This is a genomic window from Nostoc sp., from assembly GCF_036917515.1.
In the GTDB taxonomy this organism is placed as follows: domain Bacteria; phylum Cyanobacteriota; class Cyanobacteriia; order Cyanobacteriales; family Nostocaceae; genus Nostoc.
This window is the reverse complement of the sequence record NZ_JBALDE010000079.1, coordinates 108,815-132,352: the sequence shown is the minus strand read 5'-3', so window position 1 is coordinate 132,352 and position 23,538 is coordinate 108,815. Positions and strand designations below refer to the sequence as shown.

18 protein-coding genes are annotated in these 23,538 nt (G+C 40.3%); 6 read left to right on the top strand and 12 right to left on the bottom strand.

Features of this window, described 5'->3' with window-relative positions:
• Positions 1-61 precede the first annotated feature (61 nt).
• The 4 genes from V7K89_RS09980 to V7K89_RS09965 all read right to left on the bottom strand — a co-directional run bounded on the left by V7K89_RS09980 (position 62) and on the right by V7K89_RS09965 (position 7,205).
• Positions 62-1,849 (bottom strand): glycoside hydrolase family 31 protein, encoded by a 1,788-nt coding sequence (locus V7K89_RS09980; protein ID WP_335186668.1) that lies wholly within the window; start codon positions 1,847-1,849, stop codon positions 62-64.
• A 168-nt stretch (positions 1,850-2,017) separates the two neighbouring features.
• Positions 2,018-3,748, bottom strand: coding sequence for a multicopper oxidase family protein (locus tag V7K89_RS09975; RefSeq protein ID WP_335186666.1), 1,731 nt, complete (start codon positions 3,746-3,748; stop codon positions 2,018-2,020).
• 87 nt (positions 3,749-3,835) lie between these two features.
• Entirely contained in the window at positions 3,836-5,647 is a 1,812-nt protein-coding gene (locus V7K89_RS09970; protein ID WP_335186664.1) for an alpha-amylase family glycosyl hydrolase, read from the bottom strand.
• Between the two features lie 1,318 nt (positions 5,648-6,965).
• Positions 6,966-7,205, bottom strand: a complete 240-nt coding sequence (locus tag V7K89_RS09965; protein WP_334924310.1) for a hypothetical protein — start codon at positions 7,203-7,205, stop codon at positions 6,966-6,968.
• Positions 7,206-8,004: 799 nt separating this feature from the next.
• On the opposite strand from V7K89_RS09965, the gene V7K89_RS09960 reads away from it, so the two are divergent.
• On the top strand, positions 8,005-8,562 hold the full coding sequence (locus V7K89_RS09960; RefSeq protein ID WP_335186662.1) for an HPP family protein: 558 nt from the start codon (positions 8,005-8,007) through the stop codon (positions 8,560-8,562).
• Between the two features lie 76 nt (positions 8,563-8,638).
• Here V7K89_RS09960 and sppA read toward each other — a convergent pair whose 3' ends face one another.
• Both sppA and fni read right to left on the bottom strand, forming a co-directional pair.
• The gene (gene sppA, locus V7K89_RS09955) at positions 8,639-10,474 is read right to left on the bottom strand and encodes a signal peptide peptidase SppA (RefSeq protein ID WP_335186661.1); all 1,836 of its coding nucleotides are present in this window, start codon (positions 10,472-10,474) and stop codon (positions 8,639-8,641) included.
• Between the two features lie 89 nt (positions 10,475-10,563).
• Positions 10,564-11,613, bottom strand: coding sequence for a type 2 isopentenyl-diphosphate Delta-isomerase (fni, locus tag V7K89_RS09950; RefSeq protein WP_335186659.1), 1,050 nt, complete (start codon positions 11,611-11,613; stop codon positions 10,564-10,566).
• An 8-nt stretch (positions 11,614-11,621) separates the two neighbouring features.
• Here fni and V7K89_RS09945 point away from each other — a divergent pair, with 8 nt between their 5' ends.
• From V7K89_RS09945 to V7K89_RS09925, 5 genes are all read left to right on the top strand, one after another.
• Entirely contained in the window at positions 11,622-11,909 is a 288-nt protein-coding gene (locus tag V7K89_RS09945; RefSeq protein ID WP_335186658.1) for a hypothetical protein, read from the top strand.
• Positions 11,910-12,192: 283 nt separating this feature from the next.
• Positions 12,193-13,218, top strand: coding sequence for a D-alanine--D-alanine ligase family protein (locus V7K89_RS09940; protein ID WP_335186656.1), 1,026 nt, complete (start codon positions 12,193-12,195; stop codon positions 13,216-13,218).
• A 336-nt stretch (positions 13,219-13,554) separates the two neighbouring features.
• Positions 13,555-14,934, top strand: a complete 1,380-nt coding sequence (locus V7K89_RS09935; RefSeq protein WP_335186654.1) for an ATP-grasp domain-containing protein — start codon at positions 13,555-13,557, stop codon at positions 14,932-14,934.
• Positions 14,935-15,285: 351 nt separating this feature from the next.
• Complete coding sequence (locus V7K89_RS09930) at positions 15,286-16,614, top strand: ATP-grasp domain-containing protein (protein ID WP_335186653.1); 1,329 nt, start codon at positions 15,286-15,288, stop codon at positions 16,612-16,614.
• Between the two features lie 143 nt (positions 16,615-16,757).
• On the top strand, positions 16,758-16,916 hold the full coding sequence (locus V7K89_RS09925) for a hypothetical protein (protein ID WP_335186651.1): 159 nt from the start codon (positions 16,758-16,760) through the stop codon (positions 16,914-16,916).
• On the opposite strand, the gene V7K89_RS09920 is transcribed toward V7K89_RS09925, so the two are convergent.
• From V7K89_RS09920 to V7K89_RS09895, 6 genes are all read right to left on the bottom strand, one after another.
• Positions 16,900-17,022 carry a hypothetical protein gene (locus tag V7K89_RS09920; protein ID WP_335186649.1) on the bottom strand — a complete coding sequence of 41 codons (123 nt, stop codon included), beginning with the start codon at positions 17,020-17,022 and terminating at the stop codon, positions 16,900-16,902. The two genes, V7K89_RS09925 and V7K89_RS09920, sit on opposite strands and share 17 nt — an antisense overlap.
• A gap of 18 nt (positions 17,023-17,040) precedes the next feature.
• Complete coding sequence (locus tag V7K89_RS09915) at positions 17,041-17,388, bottom strand: DNA cytosine methyltransferase (RefSeq protein ID WP_335186647.1); 348 nt, start codon at positions 17,386-17,388, stop codon at positions 17,041-17,043.
• A gap of 186 nt (positions 17,389-17,574) precedes the next feature.
• Positions 17,575-18,720: an alpha/beta hydrolase family protein gene (locus V7K89_RS09910; protein ID WP_335186645.1), complete on the bottom strand. Its 1,146-nt coding sequence runs from the start codon at positions 18,718-18,720 to the stop codon at positions 17,575-17,577.
• Positions 18,721-18,757: 37 nt separating this feature from the next.
• A complete protein-coding gene (locus V7K89_RS09905) occupies positions 18,758-20,494 on the bottom strand; it encodes an ABC transporter ATP-binding protein (RefSeq protein ID WP_335186643.1) in 1,737 nt (578 codons plus the stop codon).
• 4 nt (positions 20,495-20,498) lie between these two features.
• On the bottom strand, positions 20,499-22,241 hold the full coding sequence (locus V7K89_RS09900; RefSeq protein ID WP_335186641.1) for an ABC transporter ATP-binding protein: 1,743 nt from the start codon (positions 22,239-22,241) through the stop codon (positions 20,499-20,501).
• Between the two features lie 62 nt (positions 22,242-22,303).
• Positions 22,304-23,536, bottom strand: coding sequence for an MFS transporter (locus V7K89_RS09895; protein ID WP_335186639.1), 1,233 nt, complete (start codon positions 23,534-23,536; stop codon positions 22,304-22,306).
• Positions 23,537-23,538 lie beyond the last annotated feature (2 nt).

Sequence of the window (23,538 nt, the reverse complement as noted above, 5' to 3'; positions counted from 1 at the left end):
TAGATCATAACTGTAAGGGTTTGCCATACGAATGCAGAAATCAATCACTTCTCTATATATTCTACGTCCTAACTAAGATGGCGACTGCTATAATTTGCAAAAACTGCCAGCTTGATCCAGAATCACCGGTCCATAATGCTGCATAACGCTGCATTCCTGCATAACCACCACGGGCAATAATGAAATTACGCTTATCAGGACGCAGTTTATCCACTCCCTCATATGTGGATTTTAGAAGGTTGAGAGCATAGCCATTGTGGATGACTCCGTGAGGTACGTATTCCTCACCGTTAAATTGCAGCAAATTAAGAGGAAATGTTTTGTTAGGATATTTTGGATCATCTCCCTTTTGAGCTGGATCGGTCATATCCTGCCAAATCATATCCATCCCCAAATTCTTGATCAAATGCTTGTATTGCTCACCCCAGACTTCCTGTACTTCTGGCATCTCAAAATTGGGATAATATCCCGGAGACCCCAGAGGTGTAATTCCTTTCTCATTGGGAAGTTTTCCAGGGGTAGGAAATGGATTACTGCCAAGATTTTCTCCATAGCCAACCTCACCAATATAGAGGTTAACTTCACTGTCACTAGGAAAGGGATCTCCAGCTCGTAGGTCATAAAGTAAGCCTCCTGCTGTGGCGATCGCATTTAGTTGTTCGTAGGTAGTATACTCACTATTCTGATCGAGCGAATTCAAGGTCAATAATGGCGTAATATTGGTGCTGCATTTGAAGCCCATACTATGCAAACTGTCAAACATCTCCTTGGCATTGGGAAATTTCAGCTCACTATGGGTAAATGTGCGGTAATTGTCCTGAAAGTCAACATCAATGTGCAAGCCGTCAATAGGAATGCGGACTGCCCGATAAGAGTTAGCAACGATCGAAAGCAGATAGCGACTGTAATAGCCGTAGCCTCCTTGATGAAAACCAAAAACGTATTTTGGAGGCATGGGGGAACGACCAGTCAAGGTCGTATATTGTTGTAAAACTTCAGCAGAATGCTCCCCTGCCATGAAGTAATAATTCATCTCGCCATAAAGGGCACCAAAGTAATACTTACCCCTCATGTCAGAGTAATCGTTTGCGCCAATGTTAATGAACGCCTGTGAGGGGTTATCAAAAAAGATGCCGTAGCTGTAGGGCGAGCCTGCGTACTCTCCTTCTGGATTAAGGTTATTCTCAATCAAAAACGGAATGGATGCATAAAGCGGGACACTCGGATTGAGTGGTCCAGGATCCTTTGCTCCTCCCACATACTTAAAATTATCGTAATTAAAATAGTTGAGAGTGAACTCATTCTTGAGCAAATTGATTCCTGCTTTTTCCCCTAGCCCACAATATTTTGCAGTAGATGGGTAAACCTTAAAATTGGCAATGACTTTTTCTCCGGGTAGGTAGACAAGATTGTAGTCTGGTTGATCCTGATGAATAAGCTGAGTGCCTCGGTAGACCAAAATTGCGTATGGCTTTTTCTTAATCCTTACTGTTAAAACTTCAGTTTTAATGATCAATTCTGCGTCTGTATCTTGCACCTTTAGACTGAGTGCCTGGTTCCCATCCTGCTCTTCCTTTGAACGTAGGTCTTGAGTGACAACGGCATAGGACTTATCCTTGCTGTAATCAAAACTTGGATTAGGGCTAAAGCGTACCCGGAAAGCAGTTTTAGAGAGGAAAGAGATGACAGGTCCGGGACGAGTTGCTGTTTTTAGAGTGAAGGTGTTGTTGTTTTGGCTGTAAGTGACGATATCACCGATTGTTTGCCAACGTTGCTTAGGGTCATTAGGCTCTGCTGGGTTAGGCGTGAACTCATTGGTGTTGACGAATTTATATGATGTATCTGGCATAGTTGCCTCCAAATTCAAGTACGATGGTTGACTGTGGAATAGGAATTCACGGTTCAAGAAGTTTTGACAAACGACATTGATCCTTGTCTATCTCCTTAAGAATCCGTTGTCTGATAGCAACAACAAAGTTGAGCTTTTGGTTTAGCATTTCTCAACCCTGTTGTAGGCTTAATGTGCGGCTGTCGCTAATGGATTGCCTGGTATCTGGTTTGGCTTGACTACATTGACTAACTGCATCATACCTGCATCTTCATGGTCAAGAATATGGCAGTGAAGCACAAACTGACCATCAAAATCGGTGTAGCGAGTACGCACTTTTTCAGGTTTACCTTGCATAACCAGCAAAGTATCCCGCCAAATGGTTTCATTCTTACCATCAGGACCTAAACGGGTATGTTGAAAGGGATTGATATGGATGTGAAATGGATGTCCTGGAACAGATGCTGGTGTTTTACCAACTGCTAAACTCCATTCTTCTGTTTTACCCAGTTCTAGAAATCGAGTTCGCTTTTTGGGATCATCAAAGGGGGTGTCATTAACATCAAAAACAACAGATTGAACCTTTCCTGAACAATCTGTAGAGGGTTCACAAAACAGATTAAAGACGACATTCTGTTTTCCTTTGACCTCCTCGGTTGTAATCTCTGGAGGCACTTCTGCCACTTTGACTGCTGCCAACTCTGCCTCACTTGGTAATGGCATCGTGACTGGATCTCCCTTCACTTCTACCGTAGCGAGAAGATGACCATATTGTTCTGCTCCAATTAAACCCTTCGATGATGGTAAATCCACAAGTTGATAGTCTCCTGGCTTATCTATCTTAACCAGCAAATCACTGCGATACCCTGGTTGAAGTTCAACGGTATCCCAAGAATCTAAATGTCCTAACGGAATGCCATCAACGGCAATTTCATTCAGCTTAATCAACTTGTCCGATCTGACTAGATGAATCGTTGTCTCACCGTTATCCGTTATGTCACCCTGATTTAATACCTGCTTTCCTTGCTGTAATTGAACGTCAATGGTTTCGCGGATACCAGCGTGGATAAACCGCCAGTGTTGAACTTCGCCGGGATGCATGGTAATTTTTGGAGCAAGTTGCCCATTCACTGTGATTTGTCTACCAGTTTTTTGCCATTTACCCGGGCCGAATCGCCCATAATCCCTGATTCTGCCGTCCTCACCATAGCTAATCTGCTGAAACACAAATATCTTCTCCTGAGCAGAGATAATTTCTGGCAATTGATCAAGTTTTCCTTCAACAATCAATGCTCCTGCCATACCACTAGAAACCTGCATTGCAGTGGAGTGGTGTAAATGGGGATGATACCAGTTGGTTCCTCCTGGATGTTGCTTAGGGAGTTGTATGGCAATGTCATAGGATTCCCCTGGAACCATTTCCTTTAATACATTATCACTATTGCCCTTGGAAGAAACATGAAGACCGTGAGTGTGAAGATTAGTTACGTTGTAGGTTCCACGCAATTTAGTCGAATCATCAAGACCTAAATTCGCAGTATCGGTTGCCAATTTTGGCAGACTATTCTTCAATTCGATTTGGATCAAATCTCCTTGCTTCACCCGCAGGGTTGGACCAACCAACTTCCCATTATAAGACCGAAGATCAACATCACATCCTGCGATCGCATTTTGCCCATACTTTACTTCCAACGAGGTTTTCAGAACTCCATTGCTAGAAGTCACTTCCTCTGGATTCTTAAAATCAGCACCTGCATACTTACGAATATCAATCGTGCCAGTTCCCTCCTTACATGCTGGAGAAAGGATTCCATTTGATGGGGATGATTGAGCCTTAGCGTGTAAGGTTCCTCCAGGAAATAAAACGAGCGTAACTACTATTGCAACTGTGCATAGGGTTTTTAAGATAAACTTATTCATCGATCAAATCCTTGTCTTCAAACATCATTAGTTCGATAAAGTAAAGAGTATTTCAATTCATGTGAAATGATTGAAAATGGGACTACGTTATCCGCCTATTGGTCTTCCCAGAATTTGAACTTCCATGGGCTTCACCACTACCCGAAGCACACGAACTGGACCTATAGAAGTTCCACCCTCTACCTCGTTAATTGTTAGTCCTGGTCCTTTTGTTTGAACTACTTCTGGCTCAATAGCATTTGATTTGTTACTGAATAAAACTTTAAAGATTTCACCATCAGAATTGATATCAGAGTCAATAATTACGAACCCAGCGAACTGCAAACTTGTACTGGTGTTAGCAACAACAACAACTTCCTGATCGTTTAAGATGCGCGAGAATGCTAGCACACCCGACGGATAGGGAGAGATACCAAAATTTAATCCATCTCCAGATATCTGACGGAAGTAAAATCGCCCATATCGCAGGGTTGGCTGTTCGTTGCGAAGTTTGCTGATTTGTTGAATCGTTGTATAGAAAGGATGGTTTACATCAAAAGGATTTGGTTTTCCCCAAAGAGCCTCACGGATACTTTGATCACTATCATTGAACTGATTGCCGTGTAGTCCCTGTTCTGTCCCATAATACAGACAGGGAATACCAGGCAGGCAGAACAAACAGGCAAATCCCATCGTTGCTTGATCATCAAATTGATGGGGATTACTTTCAGAACTATAGTAGAAGCGTTTTCGTTGATCGTGATTATCCAAAAAAGTAACAAAGAATCTAGTTGCCTCTCCGTGGGAACTGATGATGTTCCTCTCTATATCCTTGCGCTGTTGATACATATTGACAACATCGCTAGGGGGTGATAATCCCTTAAGAACATTGGGAAGCTTAAAAAATAACGGGTAATCAAGGGCAGCATCTATCCCAACCAGATCCCCTGAACTGGATACGTTGCGACCAATAAATTGAGCAATTTTCTGTTCACCATCATAAACTTCGCCAAAAGTAAAGAAGTTCTTTTTGCCCATACTTAAGGCAAATTCGCGGATAGCATTGCCGAACCTTAAAGCAAAGTTTGGGTCTAAAAATTTCAGCGTATCGATCCGAAATCCATCAATGTCATATAGTGCCATGATGTATTGGAAGCAGTAAATTAGGACATTTCCTAGTTCATAGTTACTAGTTAGAAGTTGTTTCAAGGAACCAAAATCGCCGATTGTTTCTGCTCCACCTGGTTTGGCTTTTCCTTGCCGTCGAAAGAAAGCATTACGTTGAAGCTCATCTGGAAAAACAACTGCATCCGGATCAGGATTATGAATATCTTCTTCACTCTTCCAATCAGATCGGGCATTCCCCTTCTCATCCCGCCAGCGTACTGGATAAGGCGTATCACTATAGTTTGCCTCTGATCCAGATGGATAGGCAAAAACATCTCCGGTATGATTAAGAACAATATCAAAGATGATGTAGATGTTTCTAGAATGAGCTTCCTGAATAAAATCTTGTAAAACCTGGTTAACGTCCTCCCCTGAATTGGAATTAAAACGCGGATCAATTTCCAGAAAGTTTTGGATACCGTAGCCATGATAAGTTCCTTCGCTAGGTGCATCATCCAAGAACTGGCAGTTTTTTAATACTGGGGTTAACCATATTGCCCCCACTCCCAAACTCTTGAGGTAATCTAGCTGCTCCTGGATTCCTTGAATTGTTCCGCCCTGAAAACCGCCAAAATTCTCATTGTAAGGGACTTTAGGGAACATCACAGGATTATTAAATCGATCAACCATAAGGAGATAGATCCAATGGTCACGCCAGTCAATCGGAGATGGAGTTACCTGTTTTCCTGGAATAAGTTGACGAACACGATCCAATTCCCACTGAACTTCTGGATTTTTAATTGAACGAGGCATAAATTTTATCGGTCGTGATGTTCCGCGATTTAATCTTTTCTAAGATGAATGGCTGAATGGCACACTTTTTAAGTGTAAATCCTTATGTGTAATCAATGTAACTATACACAGCATTTTTTCAAGTTTGTAAATAAGTTACATTTATTTACCTAAGTACGTAGGTATGAATAAACCTAACTATGCAACGAAAGATAAACTTGGTATTGAGCCGAGATCCCTGCGATCGCGTTTAAATCTCGTATCGAACTCTGTGACTATTGCTGTATAAGGTTTATAGCCATAGGCTGCACTTCCCAGTTCTATTCTTAAGACGATTCTCGAAAATAGATTCTGAATTTTTTATTCTTTCGATAGTTAGGCGATCGCTATTTATCAAAAGATGATTGATAAAAGCCTGAAACGACGTATTTTCGTTGATGCACAAGATAATAAATTTGTACAGTCCGTAAGTCCGATAAAAATGCTTAACAAAGAAGTATTGCTTCCCTAGCTGCTATCTATATCTTGGGGAAACAACCAACCGGAGTTGGCAGTTCTGTTTTTGTTTCAAGTCCACTTATCTTCAATAAAGGGCGTTGCTGAATTTGAATATGAAATTCAAAAATCAACTCTTCTCAACTCTTACTCTCTGCGACTCTGCGCCTCTGCGTGAAGTAAATTCATATTTGGAATCAGCAACGCCAATTATTTTACTCATAGCATTATGGCAAGTTTTGTTGGTATCCAGTACTTGTAATAAAAGCGCCCATAACGAAATAAGCATAATCCGGGAGTTATAGTATTTCACAGCAGTTTTTACACCGAATTTGCAGAGGACAGTTTGAGCAGTAAAACCCAATGGTGGGTAAGGGATGTTGGCAAGAAGGACAGGTCTGCATATTATTTTGTCTCCAAAACTCTATTTAAACTGCATCTTACAAAGAGGTTCAGATAGAGCGCAACATATTTGGCAGTATTGGAGGCTATAGAGTGAAATCTTTAGGAGCTATACTTAGCAAAAGTTTTAAACTTTTTGGAAATTACAGGCTAATACAAAGGGGAAAGATGACAAACCTACTTACGTAGATTACATTGTTAAACTTCCTGGGCACTCGCTGGAGAAGTTTTATCGCTGGGTGTACCGCTTCATGGGCAATGCTCAGTTCATCTCTTTTCAATATCTAGCTGAACAACACCAGAAATTTGCTCGTGCATTAATAGATCGGTATTCTTCCAAAGCCATATAAATCAAGATGATTGCTCCTCAAAGTGTAGGCACTGGCTAACTAGTACAGAAACCTAATCTAACCCGAAGTTTCGGGTTAGTGGTAGTTCATGCTCAATCTTCATTCCGTAACTGCCAGACTGCACCAAAAGCAGCCCCAGCCCCAGCTAACAATCCAGTACTCATTCCTTGGATAGTTTTTTGGAATGGATCTTGGGTTAGACACTCACTTGTAACCTTACTGTCTTCCAAGCAGAGACTACTTTCTGCCCAACCAGCAGTACCTCCTAAAATTACACCAGTGATACTACAAGAAATAATTAGCAGCAAAAGGCGTTGTGTTTTTCTAGCCATAGATGGATGTTTTACTCAATTTCGTATTTTATACTTTAAAAGGGCTCGGTATGTAAATATACGTTAGATCTAGATAAAAAATTTTAGATTGTTTTCATACTTAAGCCACCGTTTAACTGGACTGCTTCAGCAAAATTCCAAATCTAAAATTCTGTCAAAGGTTGGAAATTGTAGTTGACTTTAAACTACTTTACACATCCAGGCAGCAAATGTCAGCTGGTTTATCGCTGGCGAGGTAAACTCATGCGCTTCGTCCTAGTAATTTATTTTTAAATTCATATGTACACAATTTTGTAGCAAGGACTTTAGCTCTGAGAAAACAAGGACTAAAATCCTTACTACAAATCCTCAAAACTAGTTTGACGTAGTATTCGGTGAGTTGTTGCCCACTGATGCTCAAAAAATATGTACTTAATCTTCAAATTGAAAGGCAAGCGGGCGTAGACCCCCTATGGATCGTTCATCTTTTGCAGAATCTCTACTTCCTGTTGCAATTTCTGAAATTCAGCGGCGAGGAGATTGGCTGATTTGAGTTGCGTCCCCTCAATTCTGAAAGCAGTCCGCGCTTCTTGTGTTGTCCGCCCAAAAAAGCGTTCTCCTGATTACGACCTTGGCAAGGCCAACTCATCAGTCGCGTCGCTATTCAAATTAGCCTATTTAGGCAAAACTCCAATAAAACAAAAAAATCTGTGTATTTAGATACTTTTTAGAGATTTTTTCGTAAATGTCATGTTATTGTAACTTAAGCAAAGCCTTGCTCAGTCAATTCAAGGAGTCATGAGTATCGAGTGGTTGATTCATGATCGATAGTAAAAAAGTTCGGTTGAAGTGGCAAAATTATTGGTTTAAAACCTTTGGTAGATGGCGCTCGTGTCCGCTAACCTGTCCAATGGAAACACCTCATCATCGGCATGTTTTTTGGAGTTGGATCGGTAGTTTTTTAGCCATCACAGCAACGTCCTACCTTGCTGTCAAAACGAATTCTCCTTTGCTGATGGCTCCTTTTGGTGCTACAAGTGTCTTGATCTTTGGTGTCCCTGACAGTCCTTTGGCTCAACCTCGTAATGTCATTGGGGGTAATCTTTTAGCTGCTATAGTGAGTCTGATAATTCTGCATTTTTTCGGTTCCTCTCCCTTGGCAATGGGAATGGCTGTTTCTAGTGCGATCGCAATTATGCAGTTTACTGGAACTGTACACCCACCTTCAGGTGCTGTTGCATTAGTCGTTATAATGACGAAACCGGACTGGCAATTTCTGCTAACACCTGCCTTTGAGGGATCGATGATTCTAGTGCTATGCGCTGTGATCTTTAATAATTTAGCAGCAGAAAGGACGTATCCAAAGCACTGGTTATAACATTAATCTTTAGAGCAAAATTAATCGTATCAAGTACAAAATGTAGGGGCAATTCATGAGTTACCCCTACAAAAAATTACTCAATCTTCAAGTTGAAAGGCAAGCGGGCGTAAACTCCTTGCGGATCGTTCATCTTTTGCAGAATCTCTACTTCCTGTTGCAATTTTTGGAATTCGGTGGTGAGGGGATTGGCTGATTTGAGTTGCGTCCCTTCAATCCCGAAAGCATTCCGCACCTCTTCTGTTGCACGCCCAAAAAAGCGTTCTCTGAAACTGCTAGTGCGAGGATATTCTTGCACTTCCCAGTCTTCTCCTAGTTTCGCCTGCTTGGCAGTGTATGCGATCGCAGTATTCAAACCACCAATTTCATCCACCAAACCAATTTCTTTAGCCGCCTCACCCGACCAAACCCTTCCTTGGGCAATTTCTGCTACTTTTTGTTCTGGGAGTTTGCGACCTTGAGAAACTTTATTCAGAAACATTTTATAAATACGGTTAACACTGCGCTGATAAATTTCCAACTCTTGAGGCGATTTCGGACGCGAAACTGTATGAGTGTCAGCATAGCGTGCGGTTTTCACTGAATCCCAAGTAATCCCATTATTACTGGCCAGCTTTTCCCCATTGAATAGTAACCCAAATACCCCTATAGAACCTGTAATGGTATTTGGTTCTGCAAAAATGCGATTAGAGTCGCTAGCAATCCAATAACCACCAGAGGCGGCAACATCACCCATTGATACTACAACTGGTTTTACCTGACGAGTTAATTTCACTTCTCGCTGCATGACTTCGGCTGCGGTAGCGCTACCACCAGGACTATTAATTCGTAATACCACAGCCTTGACATCTTTATCTTGTCGCAGCTTGTTGAAGATTTTGGCAAAGCGATCGCCTCCTACTTGCCCATCTTCTCCTTTACCTTCGACAATCTCGCCTTCAGCATAAACAACAGCTATTTGATTTTTGGAGTTACGTTCTACACCCAAAGATTTACCTGAAACTTGTGCGTAGTTATTCAGGCTAATTTGTCGGAATGTTTTGTCTTCTTTATCACTATTTGTCAACTTTTTCAGGTCAGCGATAACTTCATCAGAGTATTGTACTCGATCGATTAAACCGCTAGTTTTGGCTTGTGTGGCTTCTAGTAAGGCTTGATTATCTGCGATCGCTTGCAATTTATCGGGTGCAATTTTCCGAGTGGCGCCTACAGCAGTGCGCCACTCTCCCCAAACATCATCCAACAATTTCTGAGTTTGTTCGCGGTTTTCTGGACTCAATTTTGTGAGAATAAACGGTTCAACTGCTCCTTTAAATTTCCCGACTCGCACGACTTGAACACCAATACCATATTTCTGCAATCCTCCTGCTAAAAACATTGGTTGTGAACTCAAACCGTTGATTTCCATCATTCCCAGAGGGTTAAGTACAATGGAATCTGCCACTGAACTAAGGTAGTATTCCTTTTTACTCCAATCACTGCCATAAGCCACAATTTTTTTCCCCGCAGCGCGAAACTCCTCCAGTGCTTTCCGAATTTCTTTTAAAGAGGCATAGCCGACGTTACCAGCTTGGCTTGCACTTGTTGCATCCAAGTAGATCCCAACAATTCGTGGATCGCGCCGCGCTTTTTCCAAGGTTTCCACAACTTTGCGGAGTGCCATCTGATCTTCATCCACACCTGATATTGTGTTTTGAAACAGTTCCCCTGAACTAGGTTCGCTATCAGTAATTTTCATTGACAAGTCAAAAACCAACACTGACTTATCTTTCACATAAGGCCCAGTATCTTTAGAGGAGCTAGCAGCTAATATCAGCAAGAATAGTCCAGTAGTTCCTAGACCAGCGAAAATAATTAGTCCTAGTAAAGTGCCGACTAAACTAGCAAAAGTTTGTTTGATAAAGTTAGTCATTGGTCATTAGTCATTGGTCATTGGTGATTGGGCATTGGGCATTGGGCATTGGGCATTTACAAATGACAAATGACAAATGACCTATTTACTTATTCTATGCGCTGTAAACTGCCAGAGTGCTTTAACTGATACAAGGTAGCATTGCCAGTGCAGAATAAGACTGTGGTGATTTCGGCAATTAATACTTCAGCTAGTTCGGCTACTGCTGTCTCTGATGTTGCTGCTGCTTGCAAGAAAGGCATTGCTAAACCAGCTATATCTGCTCCCAAGGCGATCGCTGCGGCGACATCCAATCCATGACGCAAACCTCCTGAAGCAATTAAAGGCACATCTAGAGCAATCGCTCTAATAGTTGTAATACACTCTGCTGTCGGTAAACCCCAATCGGCAAAAGTCATTCCTAAGCGACGTTGCAAGGGATTTTGGGCCCGTTCACTTTCTACTTTTGCCCAAGAAGTACCCCCTGCACCCGCCACATCAATTGCTGCTACTCCAGCGGCGATCAGTTTTTTGGCGATCGCTGCTGAAATGCCATTACCAACTTCCTTTGCGATCACTGGTACTGGTAATTTTGAACATAATGTATAAATCTTGTCAAGTAAACCCCGAAAATTTGTATCACCTTTGGGTTGAATGCACTCTTGTAAAGGGTTAATGTGTAAAATCAAGGCATCAGCTTCTAAATTATCAACTACCCGCAAACATTCATCTAAGCCGTACTTGTAGTTAAGTTGCACAGCCCCCAAGTTTGCAAATAGCAGAATATCGGGTGCATACTTGCGGACAGCAAAAGTATCAGCCACCTGGGGTTTTTCCACCGCTACTCGCTGGGAACCGACACCCATTGCAATTTTGTAGTGTTGTGCGACTTGGGCCAAACGTTGGTTAATGATTGCGGCTTGTTCTGTTCCGCCAGTCATGGAAGAAATTAACAAGGGTGCGTCAAGGTGTTTCCCCAGAAAAGCTGTACTGATATCAATATCGTCGTGGTTGAGTTCGGGTAAGCAAGAATGGATAAAGCGATAACGTTCCAGTCCATTGGTGATTTGATGAGACTGAACATCTTCTTCTAAACAGATCCGAATATGATCGGCTTTGCGATTCTGAGTTTGTGCAGAGATATTGGTAGGAGGGTTCACTGGTGGGTATGGCTAAAAGGATTGGCTTGCGATCGCTATTGTTACATTGTCTGCAATTGCTTACCAAAAAATCAGTAAACAAAGCCTGGGCTGCCTCCACCTGCCCTTACCACAATAGGGTTTTGGCTTTTTTGAACCGTTTTATCGAACTACCAACAGTGCAAAAGATTTTCTTTATTGTTGAAACCAGTCTAAAAATTCCCTCCAATGGAAAGGTGATGTCTACGACGGACTTCTCTACAAGACGCGCAAGCAACGCCTACGCAAATTCTTTGACTAAATTCCATACTCACTGAAGTTTATTAATAATTAATAGTTGCATGTGCTAACTATTGATTATTAACAAACTTTTATATCTGATTTGTTTAGCAGTTTCGCACTCATAACCAGTCTAAACTCCAGTAACAACTAAGGATTATTCAGTTTAAAAGTATATTTATATAGTAAAATGGCGATGCAATTTACCTATCACTCTTGTTTTTAAAGTTTCCGATCCAGTTTTCAAAATCTTCTCACCTCAAGTTATTTTTTACAATTGCAGTTGTTATATAGAATATAACAGTAACTAGAAGATGAATTATGCCAGTACTTCGTATCCTTCATTTAGCTGGGTCTGCATACAATGATTTTTATTGTGAATTGTCACGTAATTACGCTCAAAGCTGTATAATAGCCACAGCAAATCCATCGTATGACTTTCTGATTGCATACATCACACCTGATGGTCAATGGCGATTTCCATCCTCCCTAAGTCAAGAAGATATTGCTGTCGCTAAACCGGTTTCTCTGTTAGAGGCCATACAATTTATAACGGCGCAAAAGATTGACGTTATGTTGCCACAAATGTTTTGTCTTCCTGGAATGACTGAGTACCGGGCACTATTCGACCTGCTTAAGATTCCTTACATAGGTAATACTGCGGATATCATGGCATTAACGGCTGACAAAGCCAAAACTAAAGCAATTGTCGCAGCAGCAGGAGTGAAAGTGCCTTTTGGAGAATTGCTCCGCCAAGGAGACGTTCCGACAATTACACCTCCAGTAGTCATCAAACCCGCAAATGCCGATAACTCTTTAGGAGTGTCTTTAGTCAAAGAAAAGAGTGAGTATGAGGCTGCCTTGAAGAAAGCATTTGAATTTGCTTCGGAGGTGATTGTAGAAACATTCATTGAACCCGGTCGAGAAGTCAGATGCGGTATCATTGTCAAAGATGGAGAGTTAATCGGTTTACCCCTTGAAGAGTATCAGATAGATTCTCAAAACAGACCAATCCGCAGCTATACTGACAAATTCAAAATACCCATCGAAGGCGACTTGGCTTCAACTGCTAAAAATTATGTCCCAGGTTGGATTGTAGATATTAATGACCCGATCACCCAAAAAGTTCAGCAAGAAGTTAAAAAGTGTCATTTGGCTTTGGGCTGTCGCCATTATAGTTTATTTGACTTCCGAATCGACCCACAGGGACAACCTTGGTTTTTAGAAGCTGGGTTGTTTTGTATTTTTGACCACAAAGCAGTGATTTCCTGTACGGCGAACAAAATGGGAATTCCTTTAGATGAGTTATTTATGACGATGATTAATCAAGCGTTGAGCATGAACTGATGTCGGGTAAATCACCTTTTTAGCTTTCTTCTAACTTAGAAGAAGCTAATAAGCTTTGAACTGCAACATATTGCTTATTTCCTTTATTTTTATCTAGCGATGCCACTTAATCATTAACTTTCTTTGATTCAATAGCTTATCTAGTAAAGATTTAAATTTATCTACTGATTCGGTACTGGTCATTGAGTATTTGATTGATAAAGATGCTTGCTATTTCAACAATCATCTTGGAAGCTAGTTGAGTATTTGACGTTTTGCGATCGCGCCTCACCTTGTTCTCTTAACCTCTGACTCGCCATCAGCTAAAGGTTCCACTATCATGTCACAATTACAACTATGAGAGAGCAGATTTTTGCAATATTCCAAAACTTGGGCACTCTTGCATTACTAGCGATCGCATTTCCCTTTAACTGCACCCTCGTACTTGCATCGTTGCTGTGGAATTTTTTCAGCCGATCGGATGCCAAGCAAGTGGTTTTGAACGAGAATCCGAAAAATATCTTAATCGGTGGTGGTAGAATGACCAAAACCCTTCAGCTAGCGCGATCGTTTCACGCTGCTGGGCATCGAGTTATTTTATTTGATCTCCACCAATACTGGTTTAGTGGTTATCGATTTTCCAACTCTGTGGCTGGCTTTTACACAGTTCCTGACTCGCAAGAAGACTTAGAAGGCTATACTCAAGCTGTACGGGCGATCGCCAAAAAAGAAAATATAGACTTTTTTGTTCCGGTAGGCATTTTTGCAGCCAGCTACTTTGACTCCCAGCGCAAACCAGTGTTGTCAGGCTATTGCGAGAATTTCCACTTCGATGCTGATACAATGAAGATGCTGGATAACAAGTTTACCTTTGCAGAAAAAGCAGCTTCACTCTCGCTATCTGTCGCGAAAACTTTTCTAATTACAGATTCCGAACAAGTTCTGAAATTTGACTTTGCCAACGAAAAGCGCAAATATATTCTCAAAAGTATTGTCTATGACTCTGTTTTACGCTTGGATCTGACCAAGCTACCAATGGAGTCTCCCGAAAAAACGGCGCTTCATCTTAAAAGTAAGCCAATTAGTCAAGATAACCCGTGGATATTGCAAGAGTTTATTCCCGGAACAGAATACTGTACTCACAGTACAGTGAGAAATGGGGAATTAACGGTACACTGTTGCTGCAAATCATCTGCTTTTCAAGTCAATTACGAAAACGTTGATTGCCCAGAAATTCAGGAGTGGGTGAGTCATTTTGTCAAAGAATTACAACTGACTGGACAAATTTCTTTTGACTTCATTCAAGCAGAAGATGGGACAATTTATGTGATCGAGTGCAATGCTCGCACTCACTCTGCAATTACAATGTATTACAACCATCCTGGTTTGGCGGATGCCTATCTCAGTCAAGAGCCTCCGGCTGAACCTTTGCAACCCCTGAGTGATAGTAAGCCTACTTATTGGCTTTATCACGAACTTTGGAGACTTAATGAAATTAGATCGTTAAAGCAGTTGCAAAAGTGGTTTAAAAATATTTGGCGAGGAAAAGATGCAATATTTGAAGTTAACGACCCACTACCGTTCTTAATGGTACATCACTGGCACATTCCTTTACTGTTACTCGATAGTTTGCGCTCCTTAAGAACTTGGGTGAGGGTTGATTTTTGCATCGGGAAACTCATACAGTTTGGAGAAGACGTAAAATATAAAACCTCTATTTCTACAACCCCTAAGTAATAGCAAGCAAATAACTTTGCTTGATTGCGAACTTTAGAGAATTAATGAAAACGACAATTTGTTGTCTATTATAAATTCATCTGGGTGGACGACACATTGCTTCAAGCACAAGTAAACTTGCGCTCAAAGGAGTGAGCCAAAAATGGAGAGACGATCGCTTGTTGCAATCCCATCGTCAATGATTATTCCAGAGTTTGAGCAAGTGTTCAGCGCAAGTTTGAGACGGCTTGAGGAGCATATATACGAGTGTAGAAAGCATGGAAGCGATGGCAGGATCGGTATCTGCTTGTCTTTTTAACCTTATTCCTATCCACCAGCCAGTAATTCCACTATTATGTCACAATTATAATTATGAGAAAGCATATTTTTGTAGTGTTCCAAAACTTGGGCACTCTTGTATTACTAGCGATCGCATTTCCCTTAAACTGCATCGTCGTCTTAACATCGCTACTGTGGAGCTTTCTTAAGCAACCATTCAGTAAGTCAACTGTTGTTAACCCCAATTCCAAAAATATTTTGATTGCTGGCGCTAGAATGACTAAAACCCTTCAGCTAGCGCGTTCATTTCATGCAGCAGGGCATCGGGTTATTATAATTGACATTGAGAAATTCTGGTCAAGTGGTAATAAATATTCCAACTCTGTTGCAGGCTTTTATACCGTTCCCGATCCCAGCAAAGATTTAGAAGGCTACGTTAAAACCCTACACGCGATCGCCAAAAAAGAAAAGATCGACTTTTTTATTCCGGTAGCGATTTTTTCTGTCATCCACTACGATCGAGGCAAGCCTCCATTACCAGAGTTTTGTGAGTTTTTCCACTTCGATGCTGATGTAACAAAGCTCTTGGATGACAAGTTTGCCTTTGCCGAAACAGCGCGATCATTCGGTTTATCTGTCCCCAAATCCTTCAAAATTACCGATCCCGAACAAGTCCTCAACTTCGACTTTTCTCAGGAGAAGCGCAAATACATTCTTAAAAGTATCCCCTACGATCAAATACGTCGCTTGAATCTCACCAAGCTACCTTGCGATACAGAATTACAAACAGCAGCATTTGTCAATAGTCTGCCCATCAGTGAGGAGAATCCCTGGATTATGCAGGAATTCATTCCTGGAAAGGAATACTGCACTCATACTACGGCGCGAGATGGAGAATCAAGAATGTACTGCTGCTGTGAGTCATCCGCCTTTCAAGTCAACTACGAAAACGTCGATCAGTTAGAAATAATGCAATGGGCGAGTCATTTTACCAAAGAACTGGGAAAAACTGGGCAACTTTCCTTTGACTTCATCCAGGCAGAAGACGGAACTGTTTACGCAATTGAGTGTAATCCCCGGACTCACTCGGCCATTACTATGTTTTACAATCATCCAGGAGTAGCGGATGCCTATCTTGGTAAAGAGCCTCTAGCTGAATCTTTGCAGCCTCTTCCTGATAGTAAGCCAACCTATTGGCTGTACCACGAAGTTTGGCGGCTGAATGAGATTAGATCGTTTAAGCAACTGCAAACCTGGGTAAGAAACATCAGGCGGGGGAAAGAAGCAGTTTTTGAAGTGAGCGATCCCTTACCCTTCCTGATAGTACATCACTGGCAGATTCCCTTACTCATTCTTGATAATTTACGAAGACTCAAAGGTTGGGTAAGAATAGACTTTAATATGGGCGAGCTTATAGAGTGATACCAATCCGCATTCTCAAGCGTAATATTGGTAAAATGAAAAACGAGAACAGCAGTTGCCAGTAGAAATTTCTCAGTAGCAGGTATTGACTGAAGCATTCCTAATTTTGTATTAGAATTTGTACCCGCATATAGTCAACAGCAATGTCTACGACGGGCTACGCCTACGCATTCTGTTTGCTGGTCAGCCTAACTACTAAGGTGCAATTATGCGATGTCTACGACGGGCTACGTCCACGCAACAAATCGGCATCATTCACCGTGAATGATGCCGATTTGTTGCTTGTTACGCTGTCTGTGTAGAAGCTGCTTTTGAGTCTGCGGTCGATTTTAACCGAGTGATAGTGGCTTTACGAATGCGTAGGCGTAGCCCGCCGCAGGCATCGCTTTTGCGTACTCCGCCTGTCATTTCGTATTCCCGGCGATTCTAAAGAATTCCCCGAACAGGTTGCGCGAGTCTTTGGATGCAAGGCGTTTTCCGGCGAGGCTGAAGGGAGGGCAGAGAGAGGAGTCCGGCGATGATGCCGTCAACTTCTCCAACTCCGATTCTTGCAAGAGACTCAATTGTAATGTCATGGATGTCTGGGATAATTGGAATTTGTGGGAAGCGTAGATTTAGAACTTGTTGACAGTAAGAGTTGATTTCGCAAAATGCCACAGTTTCAAAACCACCGCTAATCTTATAACCGAGGGTGAAGCCACCAATACCAGAATAAAGGTCAATGGTAAATTGAATTAAAAAGGTAGATTTTTTATGAAATACATCATTCTCCATTAAATCAAATACGCCAAGATAGTTGAAGTAAAATAGGGATTGCCATTGAGCTAACTTGCTAACTGGGGACTAATTAGAAGCGGTACTACATTTCAAGATTTGATTTGTTCGCTCATCCGTTTTGAGGATCACGAAGCTCATCTTTACCCTTCTTCTGTTACTTTCCGAGTATTCTGAATAAAAGGATTAAAAGAAAAAAAATTTGAATTTGAGTCTGTTTCTCAGAATGATTGCCAAACTTTTTGGTCTACTGAATTTATTGCCCTTTGTTACACAATTAATCTTGCGCCATAACCATAAAGTTGTACCAAAAGTACTAAAACATAATAAACTCAATATTGAATTAGGTTCAGGAACATATCTCAATTGGCTAATCACGTTAACATTTATATCCAGTGGATATTCCAGGTTATATACATAGTTCAAAGCATTTTGATCATTGAGGACAGTTGCTTTTAAAAAAAGAGAACTCCATCTGGCAATTGTTTCTATTCCTACATTTTGGTCAATGCTTGGAATTGTGGAATCAGGAATTGGAAAGGGATTATTAGTATTTGTAATACTGTAGTGGTTAGCACCAATAATACCGAGCAAATATTTTGGCGGAGTCTGAAGTTGCTCATAGGTTGTCTTGATTCCGTTAAAGCTAGCTAATCCATCCAAAGTACCAGCTAATAAAGCAATAGGAATACCATCATTATTAATGGGCGGAGTTTGTTCAAATATACCTAATTGATTGAAGTCACTACCATAAAAAGCTCCTCCTACAAGTTCTTGAGGTCGAGTAAACTCACCGATACAATAAGGATATATACAGTTTCCCTCAATGGCATTTAGTCCCACAATTCCTCCATATGAATGTCCAAGTAATACTAACTTATCGATATCTATAATTTCATGAATTGGGGAATTATAATTCGATTTTTCACTCTTTATATAGTCAATAACTTGGTTAACTTCTTCCTCTTCAGAGTAAAAACCTTGGGGAAACCCTGGAGGAACAAAATTTTGATTAAAGTGATTGGGTACGACTACTATAAATCCATAACTTGTGACTATACTAGCAAACTTAGAGTAATTAGATTTATCTACAAGTGCACCTTGCAGAAACAGAGCAATAGGAAAAGTTTCGGTATTTTTCTGCGGTTCTGTTACAGGAAAGTAAACATCAGCAAAATCACCATTAATTTTTGTTTCGTAGCTATTGACCTCTTTAAATAAAGGAGTATCACTAAATTGAGCAGCGGTAGTAGAACTTGCTACACCTAAAGTTATGCTCAAAGTTCCAAACAATGCCAATAACAAGTTTTGACTAACAGATGATAAGTTCATAGTGATTAAATTGCAATTATTTTACTAAGCTTTTATTCTAAAAGTCTGATCTGTTCAACTTCCAGCTACTAGTTTTTTGTTGTTTTTGCCAAAATCGATAGTAAAGTCCGCCTAAAGCAAGCAGTTGATTATGTTGACCTTGCTCTATTAACTGACATTGGTCAAGTACCAAAATCTGATCTGCTGAAATAATGGTTGAAAGTTGGTGAGCAATGATTACTAGTGTTTTGGATGCAACCAGTGAGTCAATTGCTTGTTGAATTAAAATTTGATTTTCTGGATCTACCGATGCAGTGGCTTCATCCAAAATTACAATTGGAGCATTTTTCAAAAAAGCACGAGCAATTGCAATTCGCTGCTTTTGACCTACTGAAAGAGTCGCTCCACCTTCTCCTAAGTAAGTGTCATAAGCATTGGGCAACTGCTCAATAAAATCATGGCATTGAGCAGCTTTGGCTGCCGTTATGATTTCTTCTAGAGTGGCATTCTTATTGCCTATATTAATATTGTTGGCAATAGTATTATTAAATAAATATACGTCCTGGAAGACCATACTGATGTAGGATAAAAGCTGGTCTGTTTGCAAATCTTTGATATTTACTCCCCCCAGCAAAACTTCACCATTGTCAACATCCCAGAATCGACTAATCAAGTTTGCAATCGTAGTTTTACCAGCTCCAGAAGGCCCAACTAAAGCAGTAATAGTTTTCTCAGGAATTTTAAAGCTAACATTTTGAAGAACAGGTTTTTGTTCATAGCTAAAACACACATTTCGGAATTCGATATCAAATTGGCTAATCTGTTTTTCTTGATGAGATTGAGGTAGTAATTTTGTATTCAGAACATTTTTGACTCGTTCTAAAGCCGCATCCATCAACCGCATTATGGCAGAAAGCTCTAGCAACTCATATATGGGTGCATAAAAACGCAAACCCAAAACCAAAAATAATAAAAAGGTAGGAACATTGAGTTGACCGCCTAACAGTCCATAGATGCCAACTGAGAGAATAATCACAAATCCTAAATCGAGACTTCCAGCGAAAGCAACAGTGGGAATTATCAGCTTCCCTACTAAAGCCAAATTTGTTTGTTTATAATCATTCAGTGCTTCTTGCAACTTGCTAAAACGTGTACCAGTTTGATTGAAAGCCTTGATGATTCCAAGCCCTTGAATATACTCAATAATTCGGGAGTTGGCTTCTACCTGAGCACGTTTTTGGTCATTAGTAAGTTTTTTCATCAGCTTTTGGCTGTTGGTAAAAATCGACAATGCCAAAGGTAGCCCAGGCAAGGTGGCTAAAGCCATACGCCAATTTATAAAAAAGAGAAAAGTAGCGATAAAAGTAGGGACAGCGATCGCACTTACTATTTTGGGATATACTTTAGAAGGAATTGATTCAATATTTTGCATATCCTGGTTAACAATAGCGTTGATATCTCCGATTTGTCTCTGTACAAAGAACCCCATTGGTAACTGGCGGATATGATTACCTAAACACAAACGTAAATCGCCAATCAAGCGGTAGCTAGTTGGATAGTTGATTGAGTTTGCCCAGTATAAGGTAATGCCTTGTAAAAAAAGACAGCTTGCAATTAGAATAGTGAAAATAATGATTTTCTCTAAATTTAAAGATTGTTCAAATAGTTCCTTGAGAATCAAATAGAGAAACACGTAAGGGATGGCAGCAAAAAGTGAGGCGATAACATATAAAACAGTTCCTTGAATAAACTGTTGTTTTCTTTTCCCAGCAATTAAGAATAAATATTTAATCATTGTTTTATATTTTGATATCAAAACTCCATTCTCGTGCCGCAACATGAGCATCCCACATCTTACGGTATAGATCATTTTGTGTTAGTAACTCTTCATGTTTTCCTTGACCAACAATTTGACCTTCATCTACGACAATAATCTGATCTGCTTCGGCGATCGTTGATAACCGATGAGCAATAATTAGCAACGTTTTTTGTTTGATTAAGGTAGAAATCGCCTGTTGAATTTGTGCTTCATTTTCTGGGTCTATAAAAGCTGTAGCTTCATCTAAAATAATTATTGGAGCATCTTTCAAAATTGCTCTAGCAATAGAAATTCTCTGCTTTTGTCCACCACTCAATTTCACTCCCCTTTCACCAACAACAGTTTGATAATTATTAGGTAATGCCTCGATGAACTCATGGCAATTAGCAAAATTTGCTGCCGCTATCACATCCTGCTCAGAAGCATTGGGGTTTCCCATTCGCACATTTTCCTGGATAGTATCATTGAACAGCAAAACTTCCTGAAAGACAAAAGCAATTTTAGACATAAGGACTTCTGTTTTCAGGTCTTTGATATTGATGCCACCGAGACAAATTTCTCCTTGAGTAACATCCCAAAAACGGGTAATTAACCGCGCAATTGTTGTTTTTCCTGAACCAGAAGGTCCCACTAATGCTGTAATACTGTTGGCTGGAATCGTAAAGCTAATTCCGTGTAGCACTTCTTTCTCTTGATAAGAGAAATAAACATTTTTAAATTTTATAGTTAAATCAGAGGGATTAATTGCTTGATCTGATTCCAAGATTGGTGGTTCATTCATAATCTCTTGGAGCCGCTTAACACCCTCTTGAGTTTGCACCATAATCTCTGCTGATTGTAAAAATCTAAACAAGGGAGTGCAAATGCCTAGTCCTAAGAGCAAAAATAAAATTAAAGTGGGAATAGAAAGGCTATTATTAAGTAATAACCAGCCTCCTACTGGCAGAATCACAATAATATTAGCACTGAGACTAACTACAAAAAGTGTCCAAGGAAGGAGTGTTTGTAAAGCCCATTTTTCTTCATAATTTTGATAGTTAATGACTGACTTTTGATATTGAGTAAAGGATTCTGTTGTCTGTGTAAAAGCTTTAATTACAGCCATTCCTTGGACATATTCTATAATTGTCTCATTCATCTGGTTCATCGCTTCGTAGTAGCCTTTGAGTAACGGCTGTATATCACGAAACATTAAAATTTGAGCTAGAATAGCCAATAAAATACCGATGAGGCTGGCTAAAGTCATCCGCCAATCGACTGTAAATAAATATGCAGTTGTGAAAATTAAAGTAGCAACAGTACCAACTATCTCTGGAATACCATGAGCAATGAAAAGTTCGAGATATTCCACATCTTCATTCATCACTTTTTTCAGCACACCACTGGAGTTGTAATTAAAATAACCTAAGGGTAAAGTGCCAAACTTTTCTGCTAGTTTAACCCTGATGTCATAGAGAATGTTATATGCAGCAGTGTGGGAAAGAAAGCCAGAAATTGCTAAAAAAATCCACTTGCTAACAATCACAACAAAGCTAACAATCACTAATTTCCAGATATAGGCTGGATCAATGGGTGGATTGAATAGTGATATGGTAATTAAATAGACGAGAATAAAGGGAACCAATCCCATTGCGATCGCCATAATAGACGCAATACAGGAAAGAATTAATTTCCCTTTTTGAGGAGCTAATAATGGTAATATATTTGGAGATGTGCTAGTCACTTTTACCTCTGATAAAGCTCAAAACAATTTCCACAATTCTGATAAAGTTATTCTTAACAGATTTAAAGCGATCTGCTGCTAGAACTTGTTAGAGGTGCTACCTGTTGAGTGTCATCAAAAATTCTGGCAATCACGGTTACACTCACCAAACCAATAAAAATACAAAATGCAAATAATCCCGTATACCCTAATACTTTGGTGATAAAACCACTGAGTATACTAGCAATAATCCCGCCAAAGTAAAGAATCGAAGTCTGGAGTGTGTAGTCTGTAGCAGCAGTAGAAAGCTCACTCTTATCCATCATGATTGTGAACTGAATTGTGTAAGCCATGCTCATAGTAATTTGCACAGCAATACAGACTAGGTAAAGTATTGACAAATTCTTGACACCAATAGCAGGTAAAATGTATGTAGCGATCGCAACTGCCTGTAAAATACCAAATAAGATTAGTGATCGCTTTCGTCCTAACGGTGTAATCAAAACCCCAGCGATTAATGCACCTAACATACTTGCGCTAAAGCCAACAATTCCCGTGAGTAAGCCAATATCTGCTAACGATAGCCCAAGATCAACTAACAGTGGTCGAAACATCGTGTTTGCCATTGTTGTCGCTGCCATGTAAAGTATCAAAATTAACAGCCAATGTCCCATCCCTGGACGATGGCAAAAATTTACTAAAGCCATAAAATTCGGCTTTTTCGCAGTTGAGCGAGTTATCTTTCGCTCTTTGTGTCGTAAAACTGGAATCAAAGCCAGTAAAACACACAAAGCTAAAGTCAGTAAGCTGGCTGTCCATCCCCATCGATTCAGTGCAATTAGCATTCCCCCGCCGCCAAGAATCGCACCTAAGTAATTGCCTGCACTTTGTACCCCATTACCTAAACCTCTTTCGTTGCGATTAAGCAGACCAATAGCAAGCGCATCTGTGGCAATATCTTGGGTAGCAGCCAAAAAGCACATCAAAAATAAACAAGTTAATATCACAACTAAATTTTGTTGAATGTCAAGAAATGCACAAACTACTAAGGTTAAAGTCAAGAAACTTTGGCAGCAAATAATCCAAAAACGGTAATGTCCTAAAGTAGTAAAGCTATAGCGATCTATCAGAGGTGACCATAAAAATTTCAGCATCCAAGGTAGGGAAATTAAGGAAAGCAAACCAATGGCTTCTAAAGACATCCCATGTTGACGCCAAAACACAGGTAATGCTTGATAAAAAAAGGCAAATGGTATGTATTGAGATACATACAAACAGCCCAGCAGAAAAAATTTACTTAGATTTATCTTGCTCATTA